Annotated in this window: 1 protein-coding gene (cut by a window edge); it reads right to left on the reverse strand. The window is 69.4% G+C overall.

Annotated elements, in window-relative coordinates:
- Nucleotides 1-17,801 carry the 3' portion of a type I polyketide synthase gene (locus DI276_RS52250; protein ID WP_232836815.1) on the reverse strand. Its footprint extends 9,823 nt past the window's final position, so 17,801 of the gene's 27,624 nt are visible here — the last part of the coding sequence; its start codon lies off the right edge, out of view; its stop codon occupies nucleotides 1-3.

The raw sequence follows: 17,801 nt of genomic DNA on the forward strand, positions 1-17,801 counted from the left end.
CTAGTTCATGGCATCCCCGATCGCCAGACGCAGGAGGGCTTCGCCGTCCATGTCGTCGATCGATTCCGCCTCGGCTGCAAGCACAACATCCGGAGCGCTGTTGTTTTCCCCACTCTCCTGGGCAAGTTGCAGGACGAGGTCGAGCAGGCCGGCCCTGCGCAGGCGGCTGACGGGGATCGACGCCAGCGTCTCCCGGATGTGCGCCTCGGGGTCGTCTGCGGCCGCGACCTCGCCGAGCAGCTCCGTGCGGATGAACTGGGCCAGCGCCGCGGGTGTCGGGTAGTCGAACACCAGCGTCGCGGGCAGCGCCACGCCTGTGACCGCCTTGAGGCGGTTGCGCAGGTCGACGGCTGTCACCGAGTCGAAGCCGACGTCGCGGAACGCCCTCGTCGGCCCGAACGCCTCCGCGCTCTCGAAGCCCAGCGTCGCCGCTGCTTCGGTGCGGACGAGGTCGAGCAGCGTGCGTGTCCGTTCCGCCTCGGGCAACGCCAGCAGCCGCTCCTTGAGCCCCGAGTCCGTCGCTTCTGGCTCTTCCAGGGCTTTCTGGACCGACGGGATGCCGATCAGCAGCGGGCTCGGCCTGGACGCGGTGAAGCTCGGCGCGAACTTCTCCCAGTCCATGTTGGTGATCGTCAACGATGTGTGGCCGTCCTCGACCGCCTGCTGCAGCGCGGTGATCGCGAGGTCCGGTTTCATCGTGTGGACGCCGCGGCGGCGCAGCTGTTCGGCGCCTTCCTCGTTCTCCGACGCCATCCCGGAGTCGGCCCAGGCACCCCACGCGATCGAGGTGGCTTTCAGCCCTTGGGACCGGCGGAAGTGCGCGAGGCCGTCGAGGTAGGCGTTGGAGGCGGCGTACGCGGGTTGCGCGCCACTGCCCCAGCTCGCCGCGCCGGACGAGAACAGGATGAACGCGTCCAGCTCGCTCGTCAGCTCGTGCAGCAGCCAGGCACTCGTCATCTTGGCCTTGAGCAGGCGATCCAGCTGGTCGATGCCGAGCTCGTCGGTCGGCGCGTTGCCTTCGACGATGCCGGCCGCGTGCACGACCGCTCGCAGATCGGTGACGCTGTCGATCACCGACTTGAGGCTTTCGCGATCCGACGCGTCGCAGGCCGCGATGGTGACGCGGGCTCCGAACGCTTCGAGTTCTTGACGCAGTTCCTGCGCGCCAGGTGCTTGGTCACCGCGGCGGCTGGTGAGCAGCACGTGCTCGGCGCCACGTCCGGCGACCCAGCGGGCGACGTGGCCACCCAACGCGCCGGTGCCACCGGTGATCAGAACTGTGCCGCGCGGCGTCCACTCGGTGGACTTCGGCGCGCGCTGGGCGGGAACAAGCCTGCGACCGTAGACGCCGGTGTCACGGACCGCCAGCTGGTCCTCGCCGCCGCCGTTGGTGATCGCGGCGACCAGGCCCTGTTCGATCTGGCCGTCGATCGTCTCCGGCAGGTCGACCAGGCCACCCCAGCGGCGCGGCAGGTCCAGCGCGGCGGCCCTGCCGAGGCCCCACAACGCGACCTGCTCCGGGTTGGTGACGTGGTCGGTGGCGCCGGTCGAGATCGCCTGCTTCGTGACGGCCCAGAACGGTGCGGTGCTGCCGACGTCGCCGAGTGCCTGGACGAGCAGGACGTTCAGCGCAAGGCCGAGCGGCGTCGAGGTGAACTCGTCGTGCGGCGTGTTCTCCGTGCCGAGCAACGAGATCACGCCGACCGGTTCGATGCCGATCAGCTCGGTGGCCAGCAGCGCGCGTTCGGCGTTGTTGCTGACCGTGATCCTCACGACGTCGTCGCCGAACGTCTTCAGCACCGCTTCGGTCCACTCGTCGGTCTGCTCGGGGACCGCCGCGAGCCACGTACCGTTGATCCCGGTCGCCTGGACGCCTCGCAGCAGCTGCCACGAGTCGCGGTAACGCCATCCGTCTACTGTGGACTGCTGTTGTTGCCTCGCGCGCCATTCCCTGAGTGCCGGAACGACGTTCTCCGCGTCCACGCCGAGCGCTTCCGTGAGGTCGCCGTTCTCGACGAGCTGCCAGAACGCGCTGTCCTCGGCGGTTTCCGTCTTGGCGCTCGCCTTCGGCCAGAACCTGCTGCGGCTGAACGGGTACGTCGGCAGGTCGATCTTCTTCCCGCCTGGGTATCGCCACTGGACGTCGAGACCCGCGACCCATGCCTCGGCGAGGCTCACGGTGAACCTTCGGCTGTTGCCCTGGTCGCGCCTGAGCGAGCCGACCGTGACCAGCTCCGCGCCGTCCGCGTCGGCCGTGGCCTGCGCGGACATCGTGAGCACCGGGTGCGGGCTCGACTCGACGAACACCCGGTAGCCGTCCTCGATCAGCTTCCGCGTGACGGCGACGAACTCGATGGGCCTGCGCGCGTTCTCGTACCAGTAATCGGCGTCGAGGGTCGCGGTGTCGATGCGCTCGCCCTTGACCGTCGAGTAGAACGCGATGTCGCTCGACCGCGGCGTGATCGTGCCGAGCAGGTCCATGAGCTTTTCGCGCAGTGGCTCGACCTGCGGCCCGTGCGAGGCGACCGTGCTTGCCACCACCCTCGCCCGGATCTCCCTGGCCTGGCACAGTTCCACGAACTCGTTGAGCTCCTGCAGCGCGCCGGCGACCGTGCACGCGTTGGGACTGTTGATACCTGCGATGGACAACACCGGCCACTGCTCGATCAGCTTGCGCGTCTCCTCGACCGGGAGTGCTACTGAGGCGACCGCACCGTTGCCGACGAGTTCGTCCGCGAACAGCTGGGACCGCAGGACCACGATCTTGGCCGCTTCGTCGAGGCTGAGCGCCCCGGCGATGTAGGCGGCGGCGATCTCCCCCTGGGAGTGGCCGACGACCGCGGCCGGCTCGACGCCGTTCTGTCGCCACGTCTCGGCCAGCGACACCATCACCGCGAACAGCGTCGGCTGCAGGATCTCGATGCGTTCCAACAGCTCGGCCTCGCCCCGCAGGACATCGACGACCGACCAGTCGACGAGCTTGCCGATCGCCTCTTCGCACTCCGCCATGCTTCGCGCGAACGTCTCGTCCTCGTCCAGCAGTTCGACCGCCATGCCGTGCCACTGGCTTCCCTGGCCGGGGAAGATGAACACCGGCGCACTCTCTTGCGCCACACCCTGGACCACTTCGTCCCCGATGAGCACCGCACGGTGATCGAACACCGACCGCGTCGTCAACAACGAGAACCCGATGTCCTCCGCCTTGCCTTCGAGCGCGCGCACCTGCTCGATGCGAGCCTTCAGCGAGGCCGGCGACTTCGCCGACACCACCAACGGAATCGATCCCGCCTGGGCCCCCCGGGGGGAGACCGAGGTCCCCACTCCAATCGTCGCATCCGGCACCGACGATCCAGCGTTGCGAAGATCCACAACGGCCGAGTTGTCCACAGTCGCTGAGTTGTCCACAGATTCCGCAGCGGCGCCCTGGCCAGGCGTTTCAGTGAGTACGCTGGAAACCGGGGGGACCCCCGCGCGCGAGACGGCCGATGGCGGCGCCTCTTCGAGGATCATGTGCGCGTTGGTGCCCGAGATGCCGAACGCCGAGACGCCCGCCCGGCGCGCGTGGCCGTTCGGCGACCACTCACGGGCCGATGTCAGCAGCTCGACCGTGCCCGCCGACCAGTCGATGTGCGAAGAAGGCGCGGCGACGTGCAGCGTCTGCGGGAGCACGCCGTGCTGCAGTGCCAGCACCATCTTGATCACGCCCGCGACACCCGCGGCCGCCTGCGTGTGGCCGATGTTCGACTTCACCGAACCCAGCCACAGCGGCGATGACCGGTCCGCGCCGTAGGTGTTGATCAGGGCTTGAGCCTCGATCGGGTCACCCAGCGCCGTACCCGTGCCGTGTGCCTCGACGGCGTCGACATCGCCAACGGACAGACCGGCGTTCGCGAGAGCAGCACGGATCACCCGCTGCTGCGAGGGGCCGTTCGGCGCGGTCAGGCCGTTGGAAGCGCCGTCCTGGTTGACCGCCGAGCCGCGAATCACCGCCAGCACCTGGTGGCCGTTGCGCACCGCGTCGGACAGCCGTTCCATCACGACCATGCCGACGCCCTCGGACCAGCCCGCGCCGTCGGCGTCGTCGGAGAACGCCTTCGACCGGCCGTTAGCCGCCAGCGCACCCTGCCGGGTGAGCTCGGCGAACGCGTAGGGCGTGGTCATGATCGTCGCGCCGCCGGATACGGCGAGCGAGCACTCACCGCCGCGCAGCGCCTGCACCGCGAGATGCATCGCCACAAGAGAGGCGGAACACGCTGTGTCGACGGTGACCGCGGGGCCCTCGAAGCCGAAGGTGTACGACAGGCGACCGGAGATGACCGAGGCCGCGAGACCCGTGGCCGCGTGTCCTTCCGTGTCTTCCGCCGACGACGTCAGCAGCGTTGCGTAGTCCTGGCCGTTGGTGCCGACAAACACACCGGTCTGCGAACCGCGCAACGAGAGGGGGTCGACGCCAACGCGCTCAAAAGCTTCCCACGTCGTCTCGAGGAGGAACCGCTGCTGCGGGTCCATTGCGAGAGCCTCACGCGGCGAGATCCCGAAGAACGCCGGGTCGAAGTCCGCGGTCCCGGCCAGGAAGCCGGCTTCGCGGGTGATCGACGTCGACAGCACCGACTCCACGTCCCAGTCGCGGTCGACCGGGAACGCGCCCATGCCGTCACGTCCGTCGAGCAGCAGCTGCCACAGCTCCTCAGGCGTGTTCACCTCACCGGGGAAGCGGCACGCCATACCGACGATGGCGATCGGTTCGTCGTTGCGCGCGACGACGGTGTCCGACGACTGAGCCGCACCACCGCGCAGATGGTCGGCAAGGCGGCGTGGCGTCGGGTAGTCGTAGATCAGCGAGGCGGGCAGCGTCTGACCGGTCGCCGCCGACAGCTGGTTGCGCAGCTCGACCGCGGTCAGCGAGTCGAACCCGAGGTCGCGGAACTCCTTGTCCACGCCCACCGCGTGCGGTCCGGCGTAACCGAGCACCGACGCGACGGCCGTCCGCACGGCCTCCAGCACGTCACCACCGAAAACAACCTTCTTACGCGCCTTGGGCTTCGCCGGCAGAATCGCGACACCAACAGTCGGCGCCTCCTCCGCGACCGCACGCCACATCGACTCCACTGCCAGGTCCGGCCGCATCGTGATCGCGCTCAGGTCCGCACCGACACCGTCGGCCATGCCGGAACCGGCCCACGCACCCCACGCGATCGACGTGGCGGGTAGCCCGGCGGTTCGTCGGTCTCGCGCGATCGCGTCGAGCACGGCGTTCGCGGCCGCGTAGTTCGCCTGGCCGGGATTCCCGAGCGCACCGGCGACCGACGAGAACAGCACGAAGGCGTCCAGTTCCAGCGAGCGCGTCAACTCGTCGAGCACCAACGCAGACAAAACCTTCGAGCGGAACACGTCCGCGAACCGTTCCGGCGCAAGACTTTCCAGCACGCCGTCACTCAGCACGCCAGCCGTGTGCACGATGGCGTTCGGCGAATACGTGCTCAGCAGCTCGGAAACCGCCGCCCGGTCCGCAACGTCGCACGCCACGATCTCCGCGCCGAGCTCGTCGCGCAGCTCAACTGCACCTGGCGCACCGAGCCCGCGCCGGCTGACCAGCACGATCTTGTCGACGCCACGTTCCTTCAGGTCGCGGGCGACGTGCGTGCCGAGCGCCCCCGTGCCGCCGGTCACGATGACGGTGCCAGCAGGCTCCCACATCGCCTCAGTCGGCTCGGCAGCGTTGTAACGTCGCGCGAACACTCCGTCCGCCCGGATCTCAACCTCGACCTCATCGCCGACGAGCACCGCAGCGAGCTGAGCGACGTCGCCAGTGACGTCGACCAAACCGCCCCACTGCGCGGGCAGCTCCAGCCCCGCCACCCGGCCGAGACCCCAGACCGCGCTCTGCGTCGCACTGGTCGCCGCGCCGCGCGTCACCGCCCATACGGGGGCACTGACACCCTTGCGCGCCAACGACTGGATCAGCTCCATCGTCGCGATCACGCCACGCGGCACGCCGTTCTCATCAACAGCACCGTCCAACGCCAGCAGTGACACGATCCCGTCGAACGGGCCCTCCGGAACCTCCTGCACCACGGTGCCGCTGACCGCCGCCGCAACCTCGCGAGCAAAGTCGTCCTCCGCGCCGAGAACCAGCCAGGTACCCGAAACCGAGCCGCGCGGCGTGATCCGTTCCCACGACTCACGATGGCGCCACGAGTCCACAGAGGACCTTGCTCGGTCGACCGGCGCGACGTCAAGCACAGTCGGCCAGTAGCGCTCGTGCTGGAACGCGTACGTCGGCAGGTCCACCCGCCGCGCTCCCGTGCCCTCGAACAGTGAGCTCCAGTCCACGGTCGCGCCACTGACGTGCAGGCGAGCGAGCCCAGCGACGAACGTCTGCTCCTCACCACGGTCCTTGCGCTGCAACGGGATACCGCTGACCATCGCCGACAGCACGCCATCGGGTCCGATCTCCAGGAACGTGCTGCCGTCGAGCGTCCGCATCGTGTCGTGGAATCGCACGGTGTCGCGGACATGCCGGACCCAGTGCTCGGGCGAAGTAACGTCACCGTGCACCACGAGCGGGATCTCCGGAGCGTTGAACGTCAGTCCGGAGATGGCCGAGCGGAAGTCGGCCAGCATCGGGTCCATCAGCGGCGAGTGGAAGGCATGCGACACCGCAAGCCGTTTCGTCCGACGGCCCTCAAACGAGGCGGCGATCGCGAGGACTTCCTCCTCGACCCCGGCGACGACCACCGCGTTCGGCCCGTTGACCGCTGCGATCGACACACCAGGCGTGAGCGTGATCTCGTCCTCGCTCGCCTCGATCGCGATCATCGCGCCACCAGTGGGCAACGCCTGCATCAGCGAGGCCCGCGTGGAGATCAGCGTGCACGCGTCTTCGAGGCTGAACACGCCCGCGACATGCGCGGCCGCGATCTCGCCGATCGAGTGACCGGCGAGCCGATCGGCCTTGATCCCGAACGACTCCGCGAGCCGGTAGAGCGCCACTTCCAGCGCGAAGATCGCGGGCTGCGCATTGCCGGTCTGGTTCAACGACTCCGCGTCGTCGCCCCACATGATCGACCGCAACGACGGGTCGAGGTGCGCGAGCACCGCGTCGAAAGCGTCCGCGAACACCGGGAACCGCTCGTACAACTCCCGGCCCATGCCGAGCCGCTGCGAGCCCTGCCCGGTGAACAGCAGCGCCAGGTCGCGCTCGGCCACCTCTCCCCTGGCGATCTCGACGCCGTCGACGAGCACCACCCGGTGCTCGAACGAGCTGCGCGACACCGCCAGCGAGTAGGCGAGGTCGAGCTGCGAGGCATCCACCGAGCCAAGGCGCGCAAGCTGATCAGCCAGCGCCTCCTCGGACCGGCCAGACACCACCAGCGGCGCTACCGAGGCGCTGACCGTCACCTCAGGAACCGCCGCCGCGAACTCCGGCGCCTCCTCGATGATCACGTGTGCGTTCGTGCCGGAGACACCGAACGACGAGACGCCGGCCCGGCGCGGGTGGCCGTTGCCGGCCCAGTCACGACGTTCGGTGAGCAGCTCGACGTTGCCGGTCTGCCACTCCACATTGGACGACGGTGCGTCGACGTGCAGCGTCTGCGGCAGCACACCGTGGCGCAACGCCATGATCATCTTGATCACGCCCGCGACACCACCGGCCGACTGCGGGTGGCCGAGGTTCGACTTGATGGAGCCGAGCAGCAGCGGCGTTTCCCGGTTCTGCCCGTACGTGGCAAGCACGGCCTGCGCCTCGATCGGGTCGCCCAGCGTCGTGCCCGTGCCGTGCGCTTCGACCGCGTCCACCTCGGACGGATGCAGCCCGGCGGTGGCCAGCGCCTGCCGGATAACGCGTTGCTGCGACGGACCGTTCGGCGCGGTCAGCCCGTTGGAGGCGCCGTCCTGGTTGATCGCGGAGCCGCGCAGCACGGCGAGCACCTCATGACCGTGTTTCCGCGCATCGGAGAGTCGTTCCAGCAGCACCACGCCGGCGCCCTCGGACCAGCCAGTGCCGTCGGCGGCTTCGGCGAAGGCCTTGCAGCGGCCGTCCGGTGCGAGCCCGCCGGCCGCCGTGAAGGCGGAGTATGCGTTCGGTGTGGTCATGACCGCGACACCACCGGCCAGCGCGAGGTCGCACTCACCGTTGCGCAGAGCCTGCGCGGCCCAGTGCATGGCAACGAGCGACGACGAACAGGCGGTGTCGATCGTGACCGCGGGGCCTTCGAGTCCGAGCAGGTAGGAGATGCGGCCGGACAGGACTGACGCCGAGAACGCCGTCGTCGCGTAGGGGCCGGTCTCCTCCAGCGACCGGTTAAGCAGCGACTCGTAGTCCTGCCCGGTCGTGCCGACGAAGACGCCGGTCAGGCTGCCCTGCAAGGAGGTCGGGTCGATGCCTGCGCGTTCCAAGGCCTCCCAGGAGGTTTCCAGGAGCAGGCGCTGCTGCGGGTCCATCACGACCGCTTCGCGCGGCGAGATGCCGAAGAAGCCCGCGTCGAAGTCGGCGACGGCGTCGAGGAAGCCGCCCTCGAACGTGGAGCTGGCGAGCCGGTCCAGGTCCCAGCCGCGGTCGGTCGGGAACCGGGAGATCACGTCGCGGCCCTCGAACACCAGGTCCCACAGCGCTTCCGGCGTGGTGACGCCACCGGGGTAGCGGCAGCCGATGCCGACGATCGCGATCGGGTCGTCCGTGACCTGGGTGGCCGCGCGGACCTCGATCTGTTGTGTGCCACCGAACAGCTCGTCTCGCAGGTGCTGTGAGAGCGTCGTCGCGGTCGGGTAGTCGAACACGAGCGTCGCGGGCAGTGCGAGGCCGGTCGCGGTCTTGAGGCGGTTGCGCATCTCGACCGCGGTGACCGAGTCGAAACCGAGCTCGCGGAACGCCCTGCCGACCGGGACCTGGTCGCTTTCCGCGTAACCCAACGTCTTCGCTGCCTCTGCTCGGACCAGGTCGAGCAGCGCGCGGTCTCGTTCGGCTTCACTCAGCTTGGCCAGCCGCTGCTTGAGCTCCGACTCCTCAACGGGTTCCTCGGCGAGGGCGGCGCGTACTTCGGGAATGCCGGTGAGCAGCGGGCTCGGGCGTTCGGCGGTGAAGCTGGGCGCGAACTTGGCCCAGTCGATGTTGGTGACGGTGAGCTGGGTCTGGTCGTCGGCGACGGCCTGGCGCAGCACCCTCATCGCGAGCTCGGGCGGCATCGAGCCGATGCCGATCCGTTGCAGCGCCTCGTACATGCCGTGGTCGGCCGCCATGCCGGCGTCTGCCCACGCACCCCACGCGATCGACGTCGCCTTGAGACCCTGCGACCGGCGCAGGTGGGCGAGGCCGTCGAGGTAGGCGTTGGCCGCGCCGTACGCGGGCTGGCCGCCGCTGCCCCAGCTCGCCGCACCGGACGAGAACAGGATGAAACGCGCTTCCGGCGCCAGTTCGTGCAGGTGCTTCGCCGCGGTGATCTTCGTGTCGAGCAACGCGGTGATGTCCTCGTAGCGGAGCTCGTCGATCGGGGCGTCGCCAGTGCCGATGCCCGCCGCGTGGACGACCGTCGAGAGGTCGTCGATGCTCGCGAGCAGGTTTGCCAGCGCTTCCCGGTCTGCTGCGTCGCAGGCCGCGATCGTCACGCGCGTGGTGCTTTCCAGCTCTGCCTTGAGTTCTCGAGCGCCAGGGGCGTCGAGGCCGCGTCGGCTGGTGAGCACCAGGTGCTCGGCGCCGGCCTCGGCCATCCAGCGCGCCACGTGGCCGCCCAGCGCACCGGTGCCGCCGGTGATCAGCACCGTGCCAGACGCCTGGAAATCAGGGCTGTGGTGGGCGTTCGTGCGGACGAGACGGCGGGCGAACACGCCGTTGTCCCTGATCGCGACCTGGTCCTCGGTGCCGGTCAACGCAGCTGCGAACCGTTGCGCGGCTTTGGCGTCCAGCGTCTCGGGCAGGTCGATCAGGCCGCCCCAGCGACGCGGCAGGTCGAGCGCGGCGACGCGGCCGAGCCCCCAGATCGCGGTCCGGTCCGGGTCCACGGTCTCGGTGCCGATCGCGACGGCCTGGCGTGTGACGGCCCAGATCGGCGCGCTGACTCCGGCTTCGGCGAGTGCTTGGACCAGGGTGATCGTCGCTTGCAGGCCGGTCATCGCGATGACGCCGTCGATCGTCTCCGGCAGTCGTGCGATGAGGTCTTCCCGGCTGATCTGCTCGTCGACGTCGATGTGCACGGCGTTCAGCGCGTCGATCACGTCTTGGGCTTCGGTGCCGGACGTGACGACGAGCCACGTGCCGGTGGCCGTTCCCGTGACGATGACCGGGGTCCACTGGTCGCGGTAGCGCCAGGTGTCCATTGTGGATTCGGACTTGCGCCGGTTGCGCCACTGCGCGAGCGTTTGCGCGACACCTTGCTCGACGCCGAAGTCCTCGAGACCGCCGTTGTCGACGAGCTCCCAGAACTCGGCGTCGACCGGGTCGGAGGTGTCCTTGACCAGCGGTTCCGGCCAGAACCTCTGCCGGTCGAACGGATACGTCGGCAGCACTACCTTCTTGGCGTTGGGGTACCGCCACTGGACGCCGGGCCCCGCGACCCACGCCTCGGCGAGCGAGGTGGTGAACCGCTGCTTGTCGCCCTGGTCGCGGCGCAGCGAGCCGATCGCGACGATCTCGGTGTTGATCGCTTCCGCCGTCTGCTGCGCGGGCAGCATCAGCACCGGGTGCGCACTGTTTTCGATCAGCACGCGGTGGCCGTCTTGGACAAGCCTCTCGACGACCTTGGCGAAGCTGACGGGCTGACGGGCGTTCTGGAACCAGTACTCGGCGTCCAGGTTGACGGTGTCGATGCGCTCGGCCGTGACGGTCGAGTAGAACGGCACGCTGCTGGTCTGCGGCGTGATGTCGTGGAACAGCTCCAGGATCTGGTCGCGGAGCCGGTCGACCTGCGCGCAGTGCGAGGCGACCGTGCTGCCGATCACGCGGGCTCGGATGTCCTTGGCGACGCAGCTCTCCACGAACTTCTCGAGCTCGGGGATCGCGCCGGCGACCGTGCAGGCGTGCGGGCTGTTGACGCCCGCGATCGCCAGCTCTTCCGGCAGCAACTTCTCGACTTCGTGTGCCGGCAGGGCGATGCTGGCGACCGCGCCGTTGCCGACGAGCTCGTCCGCGAACAGCTGCGACCGCTTCACCACGATCTGCGCGGCCTGGTCGAGGCTGAGCGCACCGGCGATGTAAGCGGCCGCGATCTCCCCTTGCGAGTGGCCGACGACCGCCGCGGGCTCCACCCCGTTGGCGCGCCACGTCTGGGCGAGCGAGATCATGATCGCGAACAGCGCGGGCTGCAGGATCTCGATGCGTTCGAGAAGTTCGGCGTCGCCGCGCAGCACCTCGATGACCGACCAGCCGGTCTGGTCCGCGATCGCCCGGTCCGCCTCGGCCATCCACCGCGCGAACGTCTCGTCCTCGTCGAGCAGCGCGACCGCCATGCCGGGCCACTGACTGCCCTGGCCGGGGAACACGAACACCGGCCCCGGTCCGTCCGCCACCGCGCCTTCGACGACCTCGTCGCCGATGATCACCGCCCGGTGCTCGAACCTGCTCCGCCCGGCCAGCGAGAACCCGACGTCGATCGGCTCCGCGCCGTCCGCCACCAGCGCCTTGATCCGCTCGACCTGGGCCCGCAGCGCCCCCGCCGACTTGGCCGACACCGCCAACGGCATCGCCCCAGCCGACACCGCCCCGACCTGCGGAATCGATCCCGATTGGCCGACCCCCAGGGGGGAGCCACCCCCCATCCCCATCATCTCAGGCAGGTCCGACAATTCCGGGGCCTCGAGGATGACGTGCGCGTTCGTGCCCGAGATGCCGAACGACGACACACCGGCGCGACGCGGCCGGGACACCTGAGGCCAGTCACGCGACGACGTGAGCAGCTCGACGGCACCCGCGTCCCACTCGATGTGCGAAGAGGGCGCGGACACGTGCAGCGTCTGCGGCAGCACGCCGTGCTGCAGCGCCATGATCATCTTGATTACGCCGGCGACACCGGCCGCCGACTGGGTGTGGCCGATGTTCGACTTGATCGAGCCCAGGTAGAGCGGCTCGGCGCGGTCCTGCCCGTACACCGCGAGCAGCGCCTGCGCCTCGATCGGGTCACCCAGCGACGTGCCCGTGCCGTGGGCTTCGACGGCGTCGACGTCAGCCGCGGAAAGGCCCGCCGATGCCAAAGCGGCACGGATCACCCGTTGCTGCGAAGGACCGTTCGGCGCGGTCAGGCCGTTGGAGGCACCGTCCTGGTTGACGGCCGTGCCCTTCAGGACCGCGAGGATGTTGTGGCCGTGCCGCACGGCGTCCGACTGCCGCTCCAGCACGAGCAGACCGACGCCCTCGGAGAACCCGGTGCCGTCCGCGCCCTCGGAGAACGCCTTGCACCGCCCGTCCGAGGAAACGCCGCGCTGCCGGGAGATCTCGACGTACGTCGCGGGCGTCGACATCACCGCGACACCACCGGCGAGCGCCAGCGACGACTCCCCCGTCCGCAGCGACTGCACGGCGAGGTGCATTGCCACCAAAGAAGAAGAGCACGCGGTGTCGATCGTGACGGCCGGGCCTTCGAGACCGAGCACATAGGACACTCGGCCGGACGCGACCGACGGCGACGATCCGGTGCCGTGGTGGCCCTCGAACTCACCGCCGAGCAGCTGCGCGTAGTCGTTGTACATGACGCCGGCGAACACACCGGTCGCGCTGCCCCGCAACGAGACCGGGTCGATCCCGGCACGTTCGAACGCCTCCCACGCCGTCTCCAGCAGCAGGCGCTGCTGCGAGTCGGTGGCCAGCGCCTCCCGCGGCGACATCCCGAAGAACGCCGGGTCGAAGTCGCCCGCGTCGTGCAGGAAGCCGCCGAGCCGCGTGGCCGAGGTGCCGATGTCGTTGCCGGAGAACAAGGTGTCGAGGTCCCAGCCGCGGTCGGACGGGAACTCGGAGATCGCGTCCGTGCCGTCGAGCACCAGCTGCCACAGTTCCTCGGGTGTCGACACCCCGCCGGGGAACCTGCACGCCATGCCCACGACAACGATCGGGTCGTCGTCCGAAACCGTCCGCGTCGCAACAACCGCGCCGCCGTCCGCGCCGAACAGCTCGTCGCGCAGGAACGTCGCCAGCACGTGCGCCGTCGGGTAGTCGAACACCAACGTAGCGGGCAGCCGCAGCCCGGTCACCGCCGTGAGACGGTTGCGCAGGTCGACGGCGGTCAACGAGTCGAAGCCTAGGTCGCGGAACGCCCGCCCGGCGTCGAAGCTCTCCAACGCCAGCACCGCGCTGACCTGCGCGCGGATCAGCTCAAGCAGCGCGTCGAGGCGTTCGGCGGCCCCCAACGGACGCAGCTTCGCAGCCAGGCCGGTCGCCGCGTCCGATCCGGCGACCGTGCGGCGCGCGCGAGTCCGGATCAGGCCGCGCAGCAACGGAGGAACGTCGCCCTGCGCTCGCAACGTCGCCAGGTCCAGGCGCGCGGGCAGCAGCACCGCTTCGCCGCTCGCAACCGCCGCGTCGAACAGCGCGGTGCCCTGCGCCGGGGTGATCGGCGGCATTCCAGCCCGCACCAGGCGTTCCCGGTCGGCATCGGTCAGCGAACCGGTGAGGCCGACCGTGGCCTCCCAGGTGCCCCAGGCCAGCGACACGGTGTTCGGCCGGTGCTGGGCGAGCGCGTCGAGGAACGCGTTGGCCGCGGCGTAGTTGCCCTGGCCCGCGCCGCCGAGAATGCCCGCAGCAGACGAGAACAGCACGATCCTGGCGTCCGGCAACAGTTCGTGCAGGTGCCATGCCGCGTCGACCTTGGGTCGCAGCACAGTGTCGAACTGCTCGGGCGTCAGCGACTCGATCACGCCGTCGTCCAGCACGCCGGCCGTGTGCACAACGGACTTCACAGCGTGCTTCTTCAGCAGCCGCTGCACCGCTTTGCGGTCACTGACGTCGCACTTGACGACCTTGACGGTCGCGTCCACCTGCCAGTCCGGCTTCTTGCCGCTCCGGCTGGCGATGATCAGTTCCGTAACGCCGCGCGCTGCCACGAGGTGCTGCGCGATCACGCCACCGAGTCCACCGCCGCCGGTGATCAGGACCGGGCTTTCCCAGACGATCTCCTGCGCCGCTGCGACACGGCTCAGGCGCGGCGCCTGCAGCTGTCCTTGCCTGATGCGCAGCTGCGGTTCGTCCGCGGCAAGCGCTTGCGGCAGAACGGCGTCGTCGTCGATGTCGACCAGCACGAACCGGCCGGGATGCTCGGACTGCGCCGACCGCACCAGCCCCCACACCGCCTGACCGGCGAGATCTCCTTCGCGCGTCACGAAAGCCAGCCGCTCAGCGCGTTCGCCGGAGATCCACTCCTGGAGCTTGGCGAGCACCCGTGACGTCAGCGTCCGCGTCGATTCGATGACGTTGCCGTCGCCGACGACGTGCTCGACGACCACGTTTTCCGCTGCTTCAGCAGGCAACGCGACCGGCGTCCACTCGACCCGGAACAGCGAGTCGCGATCGATCTCGTTCTGCGGCAACGCAACAGGCCGCACGACGAGCGACTCGACCGTCGCGACCGGCTGTCCGGCCGTGTCGGCGAGCGCTATCTCCATCGCGTCGCCGTTGGACCGCAACCGAACCCGCAGCTCCGTCGCACCGGTGGCATGCAGCGACACGCCTTCCCACGAGAACGGCAGTCCAGCGCCGTCCTTCGCGAGCAATGCGGCGTGCAGCGCTGAGTCCAGCAACGCCGGGTGCAACCCGAACCCCGTCGTGTCCTCGGACGTGACGACCTCGGCGTACACGTCGTCGCCGTCCCGCCACACCGCACGCAGTCCCTGGAACGCGGGCCCGTACTCGAAGCCCATGTCCGCGAACCGTTCGTAAGCCCCTTCAACGTCAACGCTTTCCGCGTTCGGCGGCCACGTCGTCGCGTCGAAGTCACTGTCTACACTGCCTGCAGACAGACTTCCAGAAGCGTGCTCGACCCACGGTGCGTCGTCCTCGGTGCGCGAGTAGATCACGAACCGGCGCCCGCTGGAGTCCTCACCTCGGACCACGACCTGCAGCTGCACCGAGCCGGCGAGCACGAGCGGCGCGGAGATCGTGAGCTCGTCCAGCTTCTCGCAGCCGATCTCGTCCCCGGCCCTGACCGCCAGCTCGACGAACGCCGTGCCGGGCAACAGAGCTGTGCTGCTGACCGCGTGATCCGCCAGCCACGGGTGCGAGCGCGCCGACAACCTCGACGTGAACAGCACGTCCTCGCTGCCCGCGACACTGACCGCCGCACCGAGCAGCGGATGCTCCACCGCGCTGAGTCCCAGCCCGGACGGGTCACCGGAGCGAACCCGCCGCGCCGGCCAGAACCGCTGCCGTTGGAAGGCGTACGTCGGCAGGTCGATCAGCTTGCCACCAGGAAAGTCCCAGGTGACGTCCAGCCCGCTGACATGGGCCTGCGCCAGTGCCTTGAGCAGCTGCTCGGGTCCGCCCTCGTTGCGCCTGAGGGTCCCGAGCACGACCGCGTCGTGGTCACCCGCGGTCTGCTCGACACCGATCGTCAGCACCGGGTGCGCGCTCGGCTCGACGAAGAACCGGAAACCGTCGCGCAGCAAGGCGTTCGTGGCTTTCTCGAACTCGACCGTCTGCCTCAGGTTGGTGAACCAGTAGCCGGCGTCCATGATCGCGGTGTCGATCGGCTCGCCGGTCACCGTGGAGTACAGCGGGATCGTGCTGGTGCGGGGTTCGATTCCGGTGAGGTCGTTGAGCACCCGCTCGCGAATCGCCTCGACCTGTGGCGTGTGCGACGCGTAGTCCACCGCGATCATCCGGGCCCGGACTTCGCGTTCGACGCACTCGGCCACGATCTCCGCGAGCGCCTCGACCTCACCGGCGACCACCGTCGACCGCGGCCCGTTGACCGCCGCGACCGCCACCCGTTCCCCGTAACGCGCGATCAGCGGCCGCACCTCGTCGACGGGCAACGACACCGACAACATGCCACCACGCCGCGACAACGCCTCATCAACAGCCTGCGACCGCAACGCCACCACACGTGCCGCGTCCTGCAGGCTCAACGCCCCGGCAACGGCCGCCGCCGCGATCTCACCCTGCGAGTGCCCGACAACCGCCTGCGGCTCAACGCCATACGAGCGCCACACCTCGGCCAACGACACCATGACCGCCCACAACACCGGCTGCACGACGTCGACCTGATCCAGCGGCAACTCTTCGCTGAGCACCTCGACCAGCGACCAGCTCACGTACGGCCGCAACGCCTCGTCGCACTCCGCGATCCGGCGCGCGAACACCTCGTTGCTCGCCAGCAGCTCACGTCCCATGCCGACCCACTGCGAGCCCTGGCCGGGGAACACGAACACGGCCTTGCCCGCAGTCGCGACCTGCCCGGTGACCACCTCGTCCCCGATGACCACCGCCCGATGATCAAAGCTCGCCCGCGCCGCCAACGTGAACCCGACATCAACCGCGTCAGCCTCAACCGCCCTGACCCGCTCGACCTGAGCTTCCAACGCCTCCGCCGACTTGGCCGACACCAGCCACGGCGTCGGAATCGATCCCGACTGGGGGCCCCGGGGGGAGACCGAGGTCCCCACTCCAATCATCTCACCCGGCACCGACGAATCCGGGCCGCGGAGACCGACCACGGCCGAGCTGTCCACAGGCGTCGAGTTGTCCACAGAAAACGGGGTGGGGGTTGCGGCCTCGAGGATGAGGTGGGAGTTGGTGCCGGAGACGCCGAACGACGAGACGCCAGCGCGGCGTGGACGATCCACGGAAGGCCAGGAGCGCGTGGAGGTGAGCAGCTCGACAGCGCCGGTCTCCCAGTCGACGTGCGAGGACGGCGACGTGATGTGCAGCGTGCGCGGCAACACGCCGTGCTGCAGCGCCTGCACCATCTTGATCACCGACGCGACACCCGCGGCGGCCTGGGAGTGGCCGATGTTCGACTTGATGGAGCCGAGCAGCAATGGCGTGGAGCGGTCCTGGCCATAGGTGGCCAACAAAGCCTGCGCCTCGATCGGGTCGCCCAGCGGGGTGCCGGTGCCGTGCGCCTCGACGGCGTCGACATCGGCGACCGACAGCCCGGCCGAGGCCAGCGCCGCGCGGATCACCCGTTGCTGCGACGGGCCGTTGGGCGCGGTCAGGCCGTTCGAAGCGCCGTCCTGGTTGACCGCCGAGCCGCGGATGACCGCGAGGATGCGGTGGCCGTTGCGCAAAGCGTCCGACTGGCGTTCCAGCACCACCTGGCCGATGCCCTCGGCCCAGCCGACGCCGTCCGCGGAGTCGGAGAACGCCTTGGAGCGTCCGTCTTCGGAAACACCGCGTTGCCGGGAGAACTCGATGAACGTCGACGGCGTCGACATCACCGTCACACCACCGGCGAGCGCGAGCGAGCACTCCCCCGACCGCAGCGACTGGATCGCCCAGTGCATCGCCACGAGCGACGACGAGCACGCCGTGTCGACCGTGACCGCGGGCCCCTCGAAGCCGAACACGTAGGACACGCGGCCCGACGCAACGCTGCCCGCGCTGCCCTGCCCCTGGTGCCCTTCCATGTCGCCGCCACCGACGACGGACTGGTAGTCGTTGTACATCAAGCCGGTGAACACACCGGTCGCGCTGCCCCGCAACGAGGTCGGGTCGATGCCCGCGCGTTCGAGGGCTTCCCAGGCGGTCTCCAGCAGCAGGCGCTGCTGGGTGTCGGTCGCCAGCGCCTCCCGCGGCGACATCCCGAAGAACGACGGATCGAACTCGGCCGCGTCGTGCAGGAAGCCACCGGACCGCGTGTAGGAGGTGCCGATGTGGTCCGGAT

The organism is Lentzea terrae, from assembly GCF_003265345.1.
Classification (GTDB): domain Bacteria; phylum Actinomycetota; class Actinomycetes; order Mycobacteriales; family Pseudonocardiaceae; genus Lentzea; species Lentzea terrae.